The organism is Streptomyces sp. NPDC000348, assembly GCF_042898795.1.
In the GTDB taxonomy this organism is placed as follows: Bacteria; Actinomycetota; Actinomycetes; order Streptomycetales; family Streptomycetaceae; genus Streptomyces.
This window is the reverse complement of the sequence record NZ_JBIAZD010000003.1, coordinates 534841-551387: the sequence shown is the minus strand read 5'-3', so window position 1 is coordinate 551387 and position 16547 is coordinate 534841. Positions and strand designations below refer to the sequence as shown.

General features: G+C 72.3%; 16 protein-coding genes. 6 read left to right on the top strand and 10 right to left on the bottom strand.

The features are described from left to right. Nucleotides 1-124 precede the first annotated feature (124 nt). Entirely contained in the window at nucleotides 125-1048 is a 924-nt protein-coding gene (locus tag ACFY3N_RS09390; protein ID WP_390815989.1) for a DedA family protein, read from the bottom strand. 190 nt (nucleotides 1049-1238) lie between these two features. Then, complete coding sequence (locus ACFY3N_RS09385) at nucleotides 1239-2000, bottom strand: MerR family transcriptional regulator (RefSeq protein WP_390815988.1); 762 nt, start codon at nucleotides 1998-2000, stop codon at nucleotides 1239-1241. 240 nt (nucleotides 2001-2240) lie between these two features. Here ACFY3N_RS09385 and ACFY3N_RS09380 point away from each other — a divergent pair, with 240 nt between their 5' ends. After that, nucleotides 2241-3638: a glutamate decarboxylase gene (locus ACFY3N_RS09380; protein WP_390815987.1), complete on the top strand. Its 1398-nt coding sequence runs from the start codon at nucleotides 2241-2243 to the stop codon at nucleotides 3636-3638. Here the strand turns inward: ACFY3N_RS09380 and ACFY3N_RS09375 are convergent. From ACFY3N_RS09375 to ACFY3N_RS09355, 5 genes are all read right to left on the bottom strand, one after another. Next, nucleotides 3635-4363, bottom strand: a complete 729-nt coding sequence (locus ACFY3N_RS09375) for an ABC transporter permease (protein ID WP_390816074.1) — start codon at nucleotides 4361-4363, stop codon at nucleotides 3635-3637. The genes ACFY3N_RS09380 and ACFY3N_RS09375 overlap by 4 nt on opposite strands. Before the next feature lie 35 nt (nucleotides 4364-4398). Beyond that, entirely contained in the window at nucleotides 4399-5364 is a 966-nt protein-coding gene (locus tag ACFY3N_RS09370; RefSeq protein WP_390815986.1) for an ATP-binding cassette domain-containing protein, read from the bottom strand. Between the two features lie 73 nt (nucleotides 5365-5437). Continuing rightward, the gene (locus ACFY3N_RS09365) at nucleotides 5438-6079 is read right to left on the bottom strand and encodes a PadR family transcriptional regulator (RefSeq protein ID WP_390815985.1); all 642 of its coding nucleotides are present in this window, start codon (nucleotides 6077-6079) and stop codon (nucleotides 5438-5440) included. A gap of 51 nt (nucleotides 6080-6130) precedes the next feature. Then, on the bottom strand, nucleotides 6131-7591 hold the full coding sequence (locus ACFY3N_RS09360; protein WP_390815984.1) for an aldehyde dehydrogenase family protein: 1461 nt from the start codon (nucleotides 7589-7591) through the stop codon (nucleotides 6131-6133). 99 nt (nucleotides 7592-7690) lie between these two features. Beyond that, nucleotides 7691-8515 carry a helix-turn-helix domain-containing protein gene (locus tag ACFY3N_RS09355; protein WP_390816073.1) on the bottom strand — a complete coding sequence of 275 codons (825 nt, stop codon included), beginning with the start codon at nucleotides 8513-8515 and terminating at the stop codon, nucleotides 7691-7693. 386 nt (nucleotides 8516-8901) lie between these two features. Here ACFY3N_RS09355 and ACFY3N_RS09350 point away from each other — a divergent pair, with 386 nt between their 5' ends. Further along, nucleotides 8902-9420, top strand: coding sequence for an ATP-binding protein (locus tag ACFY3N_RS09350; protein WP_390815983.1), 519 nt, complete (start codon nucleotides 8902-8904; stop codon nucleotides 9418-9420). 102 nt (nucleotides 9421-9522) lie between these two features. Here the strand turns inward: ACFY3N_RS09350 and ACFY3N_RS09345 are convergent, their stop codons facing one another. Next, nucleotides 9523-9807 (bottom strand): DUF397 domain-containing protein, encoded by a 285-nt coding sequence (locus ACFY3N_RS09345; RefSeq protein ID WP_390815982.1) that lies wholly within the window; start codon nucleotides 9805-9807, stop codon nucleotides 9523-9525. A 405-nt stretch (nucleotides 9808-10212) separates the two neighbouring features. Here ACFY3N_RS09345 and ACFY3N_RS09340 point away from each other — a divergent pair, with 405 nt between their 5' ends. Both ACFY3N_RS09340 and ACFY3N_RS09335 read left to right on the top strand, forming a co-directional pair. After that, nucleotides 10213-10752 (top strand): hypothetical protein, encoded by a 540-nt coding sequence (locus tag ACFY3N_RS09340; RefSeq protein WP_390815981.1) that lies wholly within the window; start codon nucleotides 10213-10215, stop codon nucleotides 10750-10752. Between the two features lie 78 nt (nucleotides 10753-10830). Then, nucleotides 10831-11349: a DUF4232 domain-containing protein gene (locus ACFY3N_RS09335; protein ID WP_390815980.1), complete on the top strand. Its 519-nt coding sequence runs from the start codon at nucleotides 10831-10833 to the stop codon at nucleotides 11347-11349. Nucleotides 11350-11408: 59 nt separating this feature from the next. Here the strand turns inward: ACFY3N_RS09335 and ACFY3N_RS09330 are convergent, their stop codons facing one another. Beyond that, entirely contained in the window at nucleotides 11409-12524 is a 1116-nt protein-coding gene (locus tag ACFY3N_RS09330) for a DUF2786 domain-containing protein (protein ID WP_390815979.1), read from the bottom strand. Between the two features lie 86 nt (nucleotides 12525-12610). On the opposite strand from ACFY3N_RS09330, the gene ACFY3N_RS09325 reads away from it, so the two are divergent. Then, nucleotides 12611-13366: a Clp protease N-terminal domain-containing protein gene (locus tag ACFY3N_RS09325; protein WP_390815978.1), complete on the top strand. Its 756-nt coding sequence runs from the start codon at nucleotides 12611-12613 to the stop codon at nucleotides 13364-13366. 84 nt (nucleotides 13367-13450) lie between these two features. Continuing rightward, on the top strand, nucleotides 13451-15142 hold the full coding sequence (locus tag ACFY3N_RS09320) for a bifunctional 3'-5' exonuclease/DNA polymerase (protein ID WP_390815977.1): 1692 nt from the start codon (nucleotides 13451-13453) through the stop codon (nucleotides 15140-15142). Nucleotides 15143-15281: 139 nt separating this feature from the next. On the opposite strand, the gene ACFY3N_RS09315 is transcribed toward ACFY3N_RS09320, so the two are convergent. Then, nucleotides 15282-16535, bottom strand: a complete 1254-nt coding sequence (locus tag ACFY3N_RS09315; RefSeq protein WP_390815976.1) for a hydrolase — start codon at nucleotides 16533-16535, stop codon at nucleotides 15282-15284. Between the last annotated feature and the right edge of the window lie 12 nt (nucleotides 16536-16547).

The window sequence follows — 16547 nt, the reverse complement described above, 5'->3', positions numbered from 1 at the left end:
GGACGGCCCCCGGGCGCCGTCCGGCTCGGGGGCCGGGGTGCATCGGCGACCGCGGCCCGGTGGGGGCTGCCCGCGCCCGCGCGGCGGAGCCGCTTGTCGACACGGCCCCGCGCCCCCGGGGGTTTCAGTGGCCGCGGTGGTAAGGCTGCTGCTGGTTGTGGTACCCGTCGCCGTACGGCTGCTGGGGCTGCTGCTGCGGGTGCCCCTGATTGCCGTACGGCTGCTGGGGCTGCTGCGGGTAGCCCTGAGCGCCGTACGGCTGCTGGGGCTGCTGCTGATAGCCCTGCTGGGGGTACCCCTGGTTGCCGTAGTGCTGCTGCTGGGGCTGCTGGGGGGCGGCCGGGGTGACGCGGCGCAGCTGGGTGGTGGCGTCGTCCATGACCGGGTGCTGGGGGTGCTGCGGGGCGGCGGCCGGGTCGGCGGCGGCACGCTTCTTCTTCCCGCGCTCGCGCAGGTACTCGATGATGATCGGCACCACGGAGATCAGGACGATCAGGATGAGGATCGGCTCGATGTTGGTCTTGATGAGTTCGATCTGGCCGAGCCAGTAGCCCGCGAGGGTGACACCGCAGCCCCAGGCGACACCGCCGATGAGGTTGTACGTGAGGAACGTGCGGTACTTCATGCGGCCCGCGCCGGCCACGATGGGGGCGAAGGTGCGCACGATCGGGACGAAGCGGGCCAGGACGATCGCCTTGGGGCCGTACTTCTCCATGAACTCGTGCGCCTTCTCCAGGTTCTCCTGTTTGAAGAGCTTGGAGTTCGGCCGGCTGAACAGCTTGGGCCCGAAGAACTTGCCGATCATGTAACCGACCTGGTCGCCGATGACGGCGGCCAGCACGATCAGCGTGCACACCAGCCACAGCGGCTGGCTGATGTAATTGCCCTCGGCCACGAAGAGACCCGCCGTGAACAGCAGGGAGTCACCGGGCAGGAACGCGAAGAGTCCGGACTCCGCGAAGACGATCAGCAGAATGCCGGGCAGGCTGAAGGTCTCGATCAGGTAGTCCGGGCTCAGCCACTCAGGGCCGAGCGCAAGCGTGGTCACGGGGATGTGGCTCCTGCAGCTGGGGGTACGGGGGCTGGGCTGGCTGCCCAAATTATGAACGCAGCCGTCGGGGCCCAGGTTCCGCGGGGGTACCCAGCATGCCCTGTGAGTCGCCGCGGAGAAAGCCGTGACCCGTGGGGCGGGGAGCGATCCGCAGGTCGTGGCCCGGATACGAGCCGGGCCACGACGCTCAGGAGGTGTGCCGCGCGGCGTTCGCGAGGATCGCCTCCTTGAGGTGCTCGGCGAGACCGGACCGCAGGGAGTCGTAGAACGCCTTGAAGCGCTCGTCGCCGACGTACGTCTCGGCCAGGCACGTGTGCATCTCGTACGGGCACTCGTAGAACCAGGTGCAGATGTGCTGCCGGTGCTCCTCGGCCATGTTCATGGCCGCCTCGCCGGTCGCGGACTCCCCGGCGGCCATCAGGGCGCCGTAGCGCTCGCCCCAGTCGGCCGCCTCGGCCTGCATCCGCTTCCAGTCCTCCTTGGTGTAGCGCGCCGCGCGGCGCTGCGACTCGGCGTACGCCTCGGTGCCGCCCCAGCGTTCCTCCGCCTCGTCGGCGTACCGCTCGGGGTCCTTGTCCCCGAACACCTCGAACCTTTCCTCGGGCGTGAGATCGATCCCCATCCTGCGTGCCTCCATGGCGTGTTCCACGGCCGCCGCCATCTTCCGCAGCTCCTCGATCCGGGCGGTCAGCAACTCGTGCCGGCGGCGCAGATGCGCGCGTGGGTCCGCGTCCGGGTCGTCGAGCAGGACGGCGACCTCGTCGAGCGGGAAGCCGAGCTCGCGGTGGAACAGGATCTGCTGCAGCCGGTCGAGGTCGGCGTCGCTGTAGCGCCGGTGCCCCGCGTGGCTGCGCTCGCTGGGCACGAGCAGGCCGATGTCGTCGTAGTGGTGCAGGGTGCGCACGGTGACACCGGCGAATCCGGCCACCTGTCCCACGGAGTAGCTCACTTCCGCTCCCTTCTCGGTACGCGCTCCACCCTGGGTCCTCACGCCGCGTGAGGTGCAAGCCGTTTACCGATATGTCCGCTTGGTCCGTTTATCGTGTGCGCGTGGGCACGGTGCCGAGCCCGGTCCCGGCGGGGAGGCAAGGCACGGCGGCCGAGGAACCGCGGGGCGCGCTCCGGCAGGGCCCGGTGAGCCCGTTCGCCGCCGCCCCGGCCCCTCCCGCCCCGAGACCAGGAGTCACCCATGCCGCTCCACACCGGCCCGCAGCACGACGAGCGCCCCGTGTCCGTCAACCCCTTCCTGGGGCCGGCCAATCCGGTCGGGGACATGACGGAGGCGCCGCCCAAGCACCGGCTGCCCGACTCGCCCGTGGCGCCCTCGACGGCGTATCAGCTCGTGCACGACGAGCTGATGCTGGACGGCAACGCGCGGCTCAACCTGGCCACCTTCGTCACCACCTGGATGGAGCCGGAGGCCGGGCTGCTGATGGCGGAGTGCCGGGACAAGAACATGATCGACAAGGACGAGTACCCGCGCACCGCCGAGCTGGAGCGGCGCTGCGTGGCGATGCTCGCCGACCTGTGGCACGCGCCCGACCCGGCGAGGGCCGTGGGCTGTTCGACGACCGGGTCGAGCGAGGCGTGCATGCTCGCCGGGATGGCGCTCAAGCGGCGCTGGAGCAGGCGCGCTCCCGCGCCGGGTGCCCGGCCCAACCTCGTCATGGGCGTCAACGTCCAGGTCTGCTGGGACAAGTTCTGCACCTTCTGGGAGGTGGAGGCCCGTCAGGTGCCCATGGAGGGCGAGCGGTTCCACCTGGACCCGGAGGCCGCGGCCGGGCTGTGCGACGAGAACACCATCGGGGTCGTCGGTGTGCTGGGCTCCACCTTCGACGGGTCGTACGAGCCGGTCGCCGACCTGTGCGCGGCGCTGGACGAGCTCCAGGAGCGCACCGGCCTCGACGTCCCCGTGCACGTCGACGGGGCGTCCGGCGCGATGGTCGCGCCCTTCCTCGACGAGGACCTGGTGTGGGACTTCCGCCTCCCGCGCGTGGCGTCCATCAACACCTCGGGGCACAAGTACGGGCTGGTCTACCCGGGTGTCGGCTGGGCGCTGTGGCGGGACGCGGACGCGCTGCCCGAGGAACTGGTCTTCCGGGTGAACTACCTGGGCGGCGACATGCCGACCTTCGCGCTGAACTTCTCCCGGCCGGGCGCGCAGGTCGTGGCGCAGTACTACACGTTCCTGCGGCTGGGCCGGGGCGGCTACCGCGCGGTGCAGCAGGCCGCGCGGGACGTGGCCGGACGGCTCGCGCGGCGGATCGGGGAGCTCGGCGACTTCCGGCTGCTGACCCGGGGCGACCAGCTCCCGGTGTTCGCGTTCACGACCGCCGGCGACGTGACGGCGTACGACGTCTTCGACGTGTCCCGGCGGATGCGCGAGCAGGGCTGGCTGGTGCCCGCGTACACCTTCCCGGCGAACCGTGAGGACCTGTCGGTGCTGCGGGTGGTGTGCCGCAACGGCTTCTCCGAGGACCTCGCCGACCTGTTCGCCGAGGACCTGGCCCGGCTGCTGCCGGAACTGCGCCGGCAGCCGCACCCCCTCACCCGGGACAGGGACGCGGCCACCGGCTTCCACCACTAGCGGCTGAGCCGCGCGAACCGGCGCACCGCCAGCGGGAAGAACACCGCCAGCAGGGCCAGCGGCCATACGACGGCGGCCCACACGTGGCCCGGTTCCCCGCCGGGGCCGCCGAACAGGTCGCGCACGGCCGTGGCGGTGTGGGACAGGGGGTTCCACTCGACGACCGTGCCCAGCCAGTCGGGCATGGACCCGGGGGCGGCGAAGGCGTTGGACAGGAAGCCGACCGGCCAGACCAGGATCTGCACGGCCTGCACCAGTTCCGGTTTCCCGGCGACCAGCGCCAGGTGGATGCCGATCCAGAGCATGGCGAACCGGAACAGCAGGAGCAGGCCCACGGCGCCCAGGAAGCCCGCCGGACCGCCCTGCGCGCGCCAGCCGAGCGCGGTGGCGACGGCGAGCAGCACCGCCAGGCCGAGCGCGGACTGGAGCATGTCGGCGGCGGACCGGCCGACCAGCACCGCGCCGTCGGCCATGGGCATGGAGCGGAAGCGGTCGATGACGCCCTTGTCAAGGTCCCGGGTGACGGCGATCATCGTGCCCTCCAGGCCGAAGGCCATGGTGAGCGCGAGCATGCCGGGCACCAGGAAGTCGAGGTACTCGCCGCTCACGCCCCGGCCGCCGCCGACCAGGTAGCCGAACATCAGCAGCAGCATCACCGGGAAGACCAGGTTCACCGCCACCGCCACCGGCTGCCGCCCCCAGCGGGCGAGTTCGCGGCGGGTCATGGTCCAGGAGTCGGTCAGGGCGTACGTCGTGGTGGTCACGCGGCCTCCTTCACTCGGTCGTCGTGCCCGGTCAGGTGCAGGAACACCTCGTCGAGCGTGGGTCTGCGCAGGGCGATGTCCTCGGCCTCGACGCCCGCGTCCTCCAGCGCGCGGACGACCCCGGCCAGGGCCGCCATGCGGTCGGTGACCGGGACGCTCAGCAGCCGCCGGTCGGTGTCCACGGTGACCGCGTCCTCCGGTACGGGCAGCAGGGCGACGGCCGCGCCCAGCTGACCGGCGTCGCGCAGCACGACGTCGATGCGGTCGCCGCCGATGGCCGCCTTGAGCTCGTCCGCCGTGCCGTCGGCGACGACCCGGCCGGCGTCCACCACCGAGATGCGGTCGGCGAGCTGGTCGGCCTCCTCCAGGTACTGGGTGGTCAGCAGGACCGTCGTACCGCCGCCGACCAGGGAGCGGACCGACTCCCACACCTCCGCGCGGCCGCGCGGGTCGAGGCCGGTGGTCGGCTCGTCCAGGAAGAGCACCTCCGGTTCGGTGATCAGGGAGGCGGCGAGGTCCAGGCGGCGCCGCATGCCGCCGCTGTACTGCTTCACCGCCTTGTGTCCGGTGCCGGAGAGCTCGAAGCGCTCCAGCAGTTCGCCGGCACGCGCGCGTGCGCGTCGCGCGCCCAGGTGGTGCAGCCGGCCGAACAGCTCCAGGTTCTGCCGGCCGCCGAGTTCCTCGTCGAGCGCCGCGTGCTGGCCGAGCAGGCCGATGCGCAGCCGTACGGCGTACGCCTCGCGCACGACGTCGTGTCCCGCCACCTCGATGCGGCCCGCGTCGGGCCGCAGCAGCGTGGCCAGGATCCTCACCAGGGTGGTCTTGCCCGCGCCGTTCGGGCCGAGCACTCCGTGCACCGTGCCGCGCGCGACCGTCAGGTCGAGCCCGTCCAGTGCGGGGCCACCGCTGCCGCCCCTGTATGTCTTGTGCGCTTCCTCGACGGTGATCGCCGCGTCGGACACTCGAATCCCCTCGCTAGTCAAAGTTGACTACTCGCTCGACCGTAATACCCGCGAGGCTTCTGGTCAAACTTGATTAGCGATCGTCCCCGGGATGCCGCTCCCCCGTCCCGTACGGGTTCTCCTCGCCCTCGGCCAGGACGCCGACGAACGGCTCGCCCTCACCGGCGAAGGTGTAGGCGCCGCCCCGGATGCGCTCGATGAGGGCGCGGGTCCACTCGGCGCCGGTGTCGGCGGAGTGGACCCAGAAGTCCATGATCTCCCCGATGTGGCCGAGCTGACCGGGACCGTCCTCGGGCGTGTAGTACTCGGTGACGGCCTTGCGCCACTCCCCGATCGCGCGCATCCGCTGCTCGAGCAGCGCGAGGGCCTCCGCGCGTTCGAGGTCGACGATGAATCCGAGCCCCGCCGACAGCACGTCCGGCTTCTGGTCGTAGGAGGTCAGGGCCTGGCGCAGCAGCCGGAAGAACTCCTCGGTGCCCCGCTCGGTGATCTCGTACTCCGTGCGCGGCGGACCGCCGGCCGTGGACGGCGCGATCTCGTGCGCGTGCAGCAGCCCCTGCTTCGCCATCTGCTTCAGCGCGTGGTAGATCGAGCCGGGCTTGGCGTTGGACCACTCGTGCGCGCCCCAGTACTCCAGGTCGTTGCGCACCTGGTACCCGTGGGCCCGCCCGTGCTGGCGCACCGCGCCGAGCACCAGGAGACGGATCACTGACATGTGCCCAGCGTAGGGCCCCCCGGGAGCGCCTCCGGGGGCCGCCCTGCCCGCTCAGAACGGGAAGCCGCTCCGGCCGTGCTGCACCGAGATCCACTTCACCGTGGTGAAGGCGTCCAGCATGGTGTCGCCGTTCAGGCGGCCGACGCCCGAGTGCTTCTCGCCGCCGAAGGGGACGATCGGCTCGTCGTGCACAGTGCCGTCGTTCACGTGGAACATGCCGGTGTCGATCCGCTTGGCGAAGTTCACGCCGCGCTCGATGTCACCGGTGTGCACGGCGCCGCTCAGGCCGTACGGGGTGTCGTTGACGATGCGCACGGCCTCCTCCTCGCCGTCGAACGGGACGAGGAAGGCGACGGGCCCGAAGACCTCCTGCTTCAGCAGGGCCGAGTCCGCGGGCAGGCCGGTGAGGACGGACGGCTCGACCAGGTTGTCCCTGCGCGCGCCCCGCACCAGGGCGGTGGCGCCCTCGGCGAGCGCCTGCTCGACGACGGCGGTCAGGGCGTCCGCCTGACGGGAGTTGATCACCGGGCCGATGACCGTCTCCGGGTCGCGCGGGTCGCCGGCCTTGAGGGAGGTGACCTTGGCGACGAACTTCTCAGTGAACTCGTCGGCGACCGACCGGTCGACCAGGACGCGGTTGGCGGCCATGCAGACCTGGCCCTGATGGACGTAACGGCTGAAGACGGCCGCGTCCACGGCGTAGTCGAGGTCGGCGTCGTCGAGGACCACCAGCGCGCTGTTGCCGCCGAGTTCGAGGACCGAGCGCTTGAAGAGGGAGGCGCAGACGGTGGCCACGTGGCGGCCGACCGCGTCCGAGCCGGTGAAGGAGATGACCTTCGGGACCGGGTGCTCCAGGAAGGCGTCGCCGATCTCCGCGATGTCGGTGATGACGACGTTCAGCAGACCGCCGGGCAGGCCCGCGTCCTCGAAGATCTTCGCGACCAGGGAGCCGCCGACGACCGGCGTGTTCTGGTGCGGCTTGAGCACCACGGCGTTGCCGAGCGCGAGCGCGGGGGCGACCGACTTGAGGGAGAGCAGGAAGGGGAAGTTGAAGGGGCTGATCACGCCCACGACGCCCACGGGCACCCGGTAGACGCGGTTCTCCTTGCCGTCCACCGGCGAGGGGACGATCCGGCCCTCGGGGCGCAGCGCCAGGTGGACCGACTCGCGCAGGAACTCCTTGGCGAGGTGCAGTTCGAAGGCGGCCTTCAGCCGCGTACCGCCGAGCTCGGCGACGATCGCCCCGGCGATCTCCTCCTCGCGCTCCTCCACCAGCCGGAGCGCCCTCTCGAACACCGCGCGGCGGGCGTACGGATTGGTCGCCGCCCACTCCTTCTGCGCGCGGGCGGCCGCCCGGTACGCCTCGTCGACCTCGTCGACCGTGGCTATCGTGATCGACGCGAGCTTCTCGTCGTCGTACGGGTTGAAGTCGATGATGTCCCAGGAGCCGGTGCCCGGGCGCCACTCACCGTCGATGTACTGCTGAGCCAGGTCGGTGAAGTACGACGACATGTGATCCCTCAATCCCTCGCTGCACCAGCGGAGCACTGATCGACTGCACGGTCTGATCACGCGTCATCGTACTTGCGTTTTATGTGAGTTGAGGCACGCTCAGGACATGTGCAGCAGCCCCCGCAGAAGGTCCCGGCTCTCCGAGGGACCTGGGCTGTCGTGCTGGAGCTCCTTGAGCGCCTTCTCGTACTGGGCCACGTCCTCGGCCTTGTCGAGGTACAGCGCGCTGGTCAGCTGCTCCAGGTACACGACGTCCGAGAGGTCGGACTCGGGGAAGCTGAGGATGGTGAACGCGCCCGACTCGCCGGAGTGCCCGCCGAGGCTGAACGGCACCACCTGCAACCGGACGTTGGGCCGCTCGGAGACGTCGATGAGGTGCTGGAGCTGGCCGCGCATCACCGCGCGGTCGCCGTACGGCCGGCGCAGGGCGGCCTCGTCGAGGACGACGTGGAACTCGGGGGCGTTCTCCGCGACCAGGTACTTCTGCCGCTCCAGGCGCAGCGCCACCCGCCGCTCGACGTCCTCCTGACTCGCCCCCTTCATGCCGCGCCGCACCACCGCGCGGGCGTACTCCTCGGTCTGCAGCAGACCGTGCACGAACTGCACCTCGTACGCCCGGATCAGCGAGGCGGCGCCCTCCAGACCGACGTACGTGGGGAACCAGCTCGGCAGCACGTCCGAGTAACTGTGCCACCAGCCCGCCACATTGGCCTCCTTGGCCAGGGAGACCAGCGACAGGCGCTCCTGCTCGTCCGTGATGCCGTACAGCGTCAGCAGGTCTTCGACATCCCTGGTCTTGAAGCTCACCCGGCCCAACTCCATCCGGCTGATCTTCGATTCGGAGGCGCGGATCGAATAGCCCGCCGCCTCGCGCGTGATCCCCCGCGCCTCACGCAGTCGCCTGAGTTGTGATCCGAGCAGCATGCGCCGCACCACCGATCCCGGCTCTCCCGCGCTCACGTTCGCCAGCCTCCCCAACGTCTTCAGGGCCCGCAGTCTGCCACTAAAACACTTCGAGCAGTACTCGTGCGGTTACGGAAACGGAATCCGGCCGGGGTTCCGGTCCGGAAGGAGCACGGATCGGGCACGGAAGGAGAAGGAAGGAGAAGGAAGGAGCAACGAGGAGACAAGGGAACAGCCGGAAGAGGACAGGGAGATGACGGAAAAATTGGCCAACAAACCAGTACGGCAGGGATGATTTCGGTCAGCTGCACGTGCATCTGCCCTTGCATCTGCCGTACGCATCCGAAACCATGGTCCCCGCACCACCGCAGCCTCGCTACGACCGCGAATTCCCGGGAGTGCCTCGCATGGGGACGAATGGATCGACCATGCTCGAGCCGTTACGGCAGGGCCTTCCGCCGCTGAACCTCGCGGCCGCCTCCGACGCCGCCTCCTGCGCCCTCCCCGCCCGCCACGAAGCGGTCCGCGAGGCCCGGCGGTTCACCCGCGGGACCCTCGACCAGTGGGACCTGAGCAGCCGTTTCGACGACGTGTGCCTGGTCGTCTCCGAGCTGGTCACCAACGCCCTGCGGCACGGCCTGCCGGCCGACGCCCCGCGGCCGGCGGTGCCGGACCCGCCGGTACGGCTGCACCTGATGCGGTGGACCGGGCGGCTGGTGTGCGCGGTGCGCGACCCCAGCGACGACAGCCCCGTCGCCCGCGAGTCGGACGACTTCTCCGCCGAGTCGGGCCGGGGGCTGTTCCTGGTCGAATCCTTCAGCGACAGCTGGGGCTGGCACCCGATGGCCGGCACGCTCAGCGGCAAGGTGGTCTGGGCCCTGTTCCGGCTTCCGCGCCCCGCCGACCGCCACTGTCCCGGCACATGACGCACCGCGGCGCTTCCGGGCGCCGCGGTTCTACGCGCGTTGGCGCCCCCTGGGCCACTCCGGTCCCTCCCGGAGCGGCCGGCGTCGTCGCTCGGCCGTCGCTCAGCCGACGACCAGGTGGTCGAACTCGCCGTCCTTCACGCCGAGCAGCATGGCCTCGATCTCCGCGCGGGTGTAGACGAGCGCGGGCCCGTCGGGGAAGCGGGAGTTGCGCACGGCCACCGCTCCGCCGGGCAGCCGGGCGAACTCCACGCAGGAACCCTGCGAGTTGCTGTGCCGGCTCTTCTGCCAGGCCACACCGTCCAGCCTGGTGGCCGCCATGCCGTTGTACACGCCGGACGCGTCGGCGCCGTCGTACACGTCACCGTCGTACACGTCGTGGTCCACAGGTCGCTCCCCGCTGGTGCACTGGCTGGTGTGACCATTGATGCAGTGGTCAACTGACCGGGATCATAGCTTTGTTCATGTGCAGATGCATGGGCAGATGCACGTGCACGCGGGGTGTTGCTGCGGTTACAGCCTTGGCGATCGGGCGGTACCCGCCTTGACGGACGTTTTACCGAAACCCCGCTCCCTGAGAGACGCGCGCGGGGGCCTTTGTGTTCCCTCGTCTTCCCTTGCGCGTCCTCCGCATTCCCTCCGCGCCGGCCCGCCGGTGCGTCGTGAACATGCGGTGCGAGGTCTGTCACGGAGGCTGGTGGCGCGCCGGGCGGGTCCTGTTAGCTGACGGCGGTCGTCCGGCCGACGGGGCCGGCCACAGCCAGGGGGCTCGCAGTGACTTCGGAGGCTTCGGTGACGCACTCGCCCGCATCGCCGCCATCGCACGGGTCGCACTCCCGGCGCGCCCGGGCCGCGGCCGCGGCCGCGGGGCTGGCCGGCGCGCTCGTGCTGACCGCGTGCGGCGGGGACGGTTCCGACGACCCGGGCGACTCCGCGGCCGGCCCCACCCCGTCCACGGCGGCGACCGCGGAGTCCGCCGGCGGCACCGGGGACTCCGGCGCGAGCACGGCCCCGGCGAGCAAGCTGGAGGGCAGCTGGCTCACCACGGCCGGCGGCAAGGCCGTGATCCTGATGGTCAACGGCGGGGACGCCGCCCTCTTCGCCACCGGCGGCCCCGTGTGCAGCGGCACCGCGCGGGAACGGGCCGGGACCCACTCGATCCGCCTGAAGTGCGACGACGGCACCGAGGAACGGGCGAAGGGCACGGTCGGCCCCGTCGGAGGGGACTCCCTGAAGGTCACCTGGGAGGGCTCCCTCGGCACCGAGACGTACACCAGGGCAGAGGGCGGCTCCCTCCCGACGGGGCTGCCGACGGAAGGGCCGGGCTCCTAGGCCCGGCCGGCGGGGCGGATCGGTGGCGGGTGCGTGATGATGACCGGTGGGCACCTCCACGAACCCAGAGGATCACTCATGCGCACCACGCCGATCGCCGTCCCCGCCGCCCTCGCCGCGCTCCTCGTGCTGACCGCCTGCGACACCGGGGGCGGCGGCGAGAGCGGCGACGGCAAGCGGGAGAGCACCGCCTGCTCGGTCGAGACGGTGGACGTGGAGGTCGGGCCCGCGAGCACCGCGCCGGCCGCCGGGGACACCGGTGAGGTCCCGGTCACCCTCACCAACCGGAGCGCCACCTGCGCCCTGGACGGCTTCCCCGAGGTGCGGCTGGCCGGTGCCGGCGGCTCCGCCACCGTCGAGGTGCCGCCGACCGAGGGCGCCGAGGCCCAGGAACTGACCCTGGCGGAGGGCGAGTCCGCGTCCTTCACCCTCACCTACGAACGCGGCGCGCGCGGCGACGGCGCCTTCGACGCCGAGAACCTTCAGGTGGTCCTCTCGGGCACCCGCGGCTTCCGCTGGACGTATGGCCCGGTCGCGGCCGGCGGTCCGTCCGGCCACAGGATCTCCGTGAGCGCCTACCAGCAGGCGGGGGACTAGGCCCTGTCGTCGGACTCCCGTCTGCCGCGCGACGGGAGTCCGACGACAGGACCTGGTGCTCAGGGGAGGCGCGGGCGCGCCCCGACCTGTGCGTCGTCCGCCGCGCGGGTGCCCTCCTCCCAGCCCGCCGCGTCGCTCACCCCGCGCAGCCGGGTGGTCGTCGTCTCCGGGAACAGACGGTCCGTTCGCTCGGTGACCGCCATCGCGCGGGAGGCGAGAACCGGGAGCAGATCGTCGCTCACCTGGGTCTCGGCGACGGCCGCGAGACGCGTTCCTACGCGGTGCGCGTAGGCGGCGAGGAAGGACTGCCGGAAGGTCTTGGTGCGTTTCCTCCCGCCCGCGCGCTGTGCGGCCTCCGCCTTGGTCATCGCCGTGGTGGCCTGCACGAGCAGTGAGGTGTGGAGGAGTTCCACCGCCTCCAGGTCGGTGGGGAAGCCGACCACGGTGGAGAAGCCGAGCGGTTCGTTCCACACGGCCCGGCAGTGGTTCGCGCCGGCGACCGCGTCCAGCAGCACCGCCTTGGCCTGCTCGTACGGCGGCTCCACCCCGATCCGGCAGGCGCCCGGCGCCTGGGCCGAGGGCTCCCGCGCGGCGAGCAGCGCCTCGTCGACGCTGTGCCGCGCCATCAGCTCCTGCGCCTTGGCGCTGAGCGCCTCCGCCTCGTCCGGGAAGCCGGTCGCCTCCGCCTTGGCCAGCAGCGCGCGGATGCGGCCGAGCGCACGGGACTCCGGCCGCCGGTCCCGCGGGTCCGGGGCGGCCGTCTCGTCGAGGGGTTCGAGGGCGGGCAGCCGCAGCAGCAGGCGGTACAGCTCCAGGACGGCCGTGGCGTACGGGAAACGGTCGCCGCGCGGGGCGTCGTCCGTCCCGAGCCCGTCCAGCTGGGCCTTCCAGCGGGGCCCGCGCGGCCGGTCGTCGCGCGGTGCCTGCGCGCGGATCAGCGCGGAGACGAGCCGTACGTGGACGTCGTCCAGCTCGCGCCGGACGATCCGCACGACGTCGGCGGGCTGCCAGCCGCGCTGCCAGGCGGTCGCCACGAACTCCTCTCCCCGCCGGGCGAGTTCGGCGTCGGCCGCCGGGTCGGCGGCGAGCAGGGACGCGCCGGTGTCGAGGGCGGTGTCGCCGGTGTCGTAGAGGGCGGTCCGGAAGGCGCGGTCGACGGTGCTGGACGTACTCACGGACCGATCGTGCCACGTCCCGGGGATTCACCCGCAAGTGTCAACTTCGGGTTGACACCCATGGACTGTCAACTTACGGTTGACGCATGACGACGAACTCGACCATCAAGTCATCCGTGCGTCTCGACGACCTCATCGCCGCCATCAAGAAGGTCCACGAAGAGCCCCTGGAACAGCTCCAGGACGCGGTGCTCGCCGGTGAGCACCTCGGCGACGTGGCCGACCACCTGATCGGCCACTTCGTGGACCAGGCCCGGCGTTCGGGCGCCTCCTGGACGGACATCGGCAAGAGCATGGGCGTCACCCGGCAGGCGGCCCAGAAGCGGTTCGTGCCCAAGGAGGGCAACGACCTCGACCCGAGCCAGGGCTTCGACCGCTACACGCCCCGCGCCCGCAACACGGTCATGGCCGCGCACAATGAGGCGCGGGCCGCGCGCAACGCCGAGGGACTGCCCGAGCACCTGGTCCTCGGCCTGCTCGCCGAGCCGCAGGGCCTGGCGGTGAAGGCGGTCACCGAGCAGGGCGTCACCGTGGAAGCGGTCGCCGAGGCCGCCCGCGCGGCGCTCCCGCCGGCCGTCGAGGACGCCCCCGAGCTGGTGCCGTACGGCCCGGCGGCCAAGAAGGTCCTGGAACTCACCTTCCGCGAGGCCCTCCGCCTCGGCCACAACTACATCGGCACCGAGCACATCCTGCTCGCCCTGCTGGAGCACGAGAACGGCAAGGGCCTCCTCAGTGGCCTGGGCGTCGACAAGACCGCCACCGAGCGGTACGTCGCCGACATGCTGGCGCAGTACGTCGAGACCCGGACGGAGGGCGAGGACGAGGCGGCGCGGGAGGGCTGAGCCCGGGACACCGCTCGGGGCCCGGTGCCGGACCCCCTGCTCGGAGGCCGAGCCGATGTCAGACCCCCCTGCCACACTCGCAGCATGGCCGACCGGTGGGCACTCGCTCCGGCCGAGGACGGTGGCGTGGACGTCGCCCCCCTCGGTCCGGACGGGCTGCCCGCCGGTCCGGTACGGCGGGAGGCGGACCTAGCCGAGGCCGTACGGAGCCGTCCCGGTGTCGCACGGTGGGTGTGGCGGTCCACCGCCGAGATCTACCCGCGCCTGCTCGCCGCGGGGGTGCGAGTGGAGCGGGCCTACGACATCGAGGCCGCCGAGACGCTCCTCCTCGGCCACGAGGGGCGGTACGGGGAACCCCGTTCGGCCGCGGCGGCGCTGGCCCGGCTGCGCGGCGGCCCCGTACCGCCCGATCCACCGCAGCGCCAGGCCGCACCGGGCGCCCAGTCCTCCCTCTTCGAACCCCAGGGCGGCCGGCTGCCGCTGACGGACCTCCTCGCGGTCTACGCCGAGCAGCAGCGGCGGACCGGCCGGGCCGCGCACCCGGACCGGATGCGGCTGCTGACGGCCGCCGAGTCGGCGGGGACGCTGGTGGCCGCCGAGATGAACCGCGCGGGGCTGCCCTGGCGGGCGGACGTGCACCGCGCGGTACTGCACGACCTGCTCGGCGAGCGGTACGCGGGCGGCGGCGAGCCACGCCGGCTCGCCGAGCTCGCCGACGAGGTGTCCGCCGCCTTCGGCCGCCGGGTCCGGCCCGACCTGCCCGCCGATGTGGTGAAGGCCTTCGCGCAGGCCGGCGTCAAGATCACCTCGACCCGCCGCTGGGAGATCGAGTCCGTCGACCACCCGGCCGTCGGACCGCTGATCGAGTACAAGAAGCTGTACCGGATCTGGGTCGCCCACGGCTGGTCCTGGCTCCAGGACTGGGTGCGCGACGGCCGGTTCCGGCCCGAGTTCCTCGCCGGCGGGACGGTGACCGGCCGCTGGGTGACCAACGGCGGGGGTGCGCTGCAGATCCCCAAGGTGATCCGCCGCGCGGCCGTCGCCGACCCCGGCTGGCGGCTCGTCGTGGCCGACGCCGACCAGATGGAGCCGCGCGTCCTGGCGGCGATCTCGCGCGACACCGGGCTGATGGAGGTGGCGGGCCGGGAGACCGACCTGTACCAGTCGGTGTCCGACCGCGCCTTCTCCGACGACCGCGCCCAGGCCAAGCTCGCCGTCCTCGGCGCGGTCTACGGCCAGACCTCCGGCGACGGCCTGAAGAACCTCGCCGCGCTCCGCCGCCGCTTCCCCAGGGCGGTGGCCTACGTCGACGAGGCCGCCCGCGCGGGCGAGGAGGGCAGGCTCGTACGGACCTGGCTGGGCCGCACCTGCCCGGCGGCCGCCCGTACGACGGACGACGCGGCGGAGGAGGCCGGCATCCCGGCCGCGGAGGAGGACGCCACCGATGGAGGCCGCCCCTGGGTGCCGGGCTACGCCTCGGCCAACGCCCGCGCCCGTGGCCGCTTCGCCCGCAACTTCGTGGTCCAGGGCAGCGCCGCCGACTGGGCCCTGCTGCTGCTCGCCGCGCTGCGGCGGACCCTGAGCGGCATGGCGGCCGAACTGGTCTTCTTCCAGCACGACGAGGTGATCGTGCACTGTCCCGAGGAGGAGGCGGAGACGGTGGTGGCGGCGATCCGGCGGGCCGCGGACCTGGCCGGCCGGCTGACCTTCGGGGAGACACCGGTGCGGTTCCCGTTCACGACGGCGGTGGTGGAGTGCTACGCGGACGCCAAGTGACCGGATCGCCGACCTCGCCGTTCCGCCCATGGATCACCTGCCCGTCGGCCAGGTGACCGGTGGTCAGACGACCGGTGGCCGCCCCAGCCGGGTGAGCCGCCAACCAGCCCTTTGCCGAGCCCTCCGCGGACGGCCCAGGTCACACCGTGAGCCGGACCGCCTCGATCCACGACTCGTTGTCGTGGGTGCCGGCGTAGGTGAAGTCGTACCCGGTCCCGGGCTCGTCGCACGCCAGGCCGAGCCAGGCGTCGTCGTGGACGTAGGAGGACTGGCAGACGGCGCCGGCGCCACCGTCGACGTTGATGGTGAACCCCAGCATGTGCGGGGCGTCCTTCCCGGTGCTGCCGACGTAGTTGTCGATGCCGTCGACGGCGTTCGACCACGGCTCGGGGAAGTGTCCCTCGCCGTTGGTCGACGCGGGGTCGTGGACGAAGGCGCCGCCGGACGTGCCCCTGGTTCCGGACACGGCGATGTTGACGGCCGTGATCGGTGCCCCCGAGCCCGCCGTGCCCGCTGTCCCGCCGTCGCACACCGCGTCGCTCCAGCCCCGGCCCGCCACATGGACCCGGTAGCAGATGTGCCGTCCGCCCGGATCCTCCGCGGCCAGTCGCCGGACGGTGGTCGCCGCGCTCCTCTTCGGTGCCTCGGCCTCCTTCACCTCGGCCGAACGGGACGGCGCAGACTTGGGCTCGGACTTGGGCTCGGACTTGGGCTCGGACTTGGGCTCGGACTTGGGCTCGGCCCCGGAATCGGACTCGGCCGGTGAGCCGGACGCGGACTCGGATCCGCTCGGCGACGCCGAGGGTGACGGGGACGCGGCCTGGTAGTCGGCGGCCGGGATGCCGTCGGACGTACCGGGGTCGAGCGTCGTTCCGCCGGCGGGAGCCGTCTCGACCGTGCGCTCGTCCTCACGGTTCAGTCCGAGTATCAGCAGCGGTACGCAGATCAGCACCGCCCCCACGAGGGCAGCCGCGGCCACCATGGGCCCGCGCAGGCGACCCGGCGCCGGCTCGTCCGCGTCCGCCTCCGTCTTCGCCTCCGCTCTCCCGCCGTCACCGTCCCCGGCCGCGACCACACCGGCCGCCGCCTCGGCCTCCGCCCCGTCGGGATCCGCCGCCCGCCGCTGCCGTCGCTCCTGCTGCCGTCCCGCTTCCCCGGCGGTCCGGGAGCGCGGCTCGGAGGACGCCGGTACCGGTACGGCGGCGTCCGGATCGGCAGCGGACTCGGGCGCGGGAGCGGGCCCTGGCTCGGGGGCGGGCCCGGGGGCGGGCCCGGGACTGCGCGGTCTCAGATCCGCCCCGGGGTCCTCACCCGGCGCGGGCACGGCAACCGCACGGCGGACGGCCACGGCCGGCGTCGCCCCGCCGGCCGGAGGTTCCTGCTGACGTGGCATGAACGCTGCTCC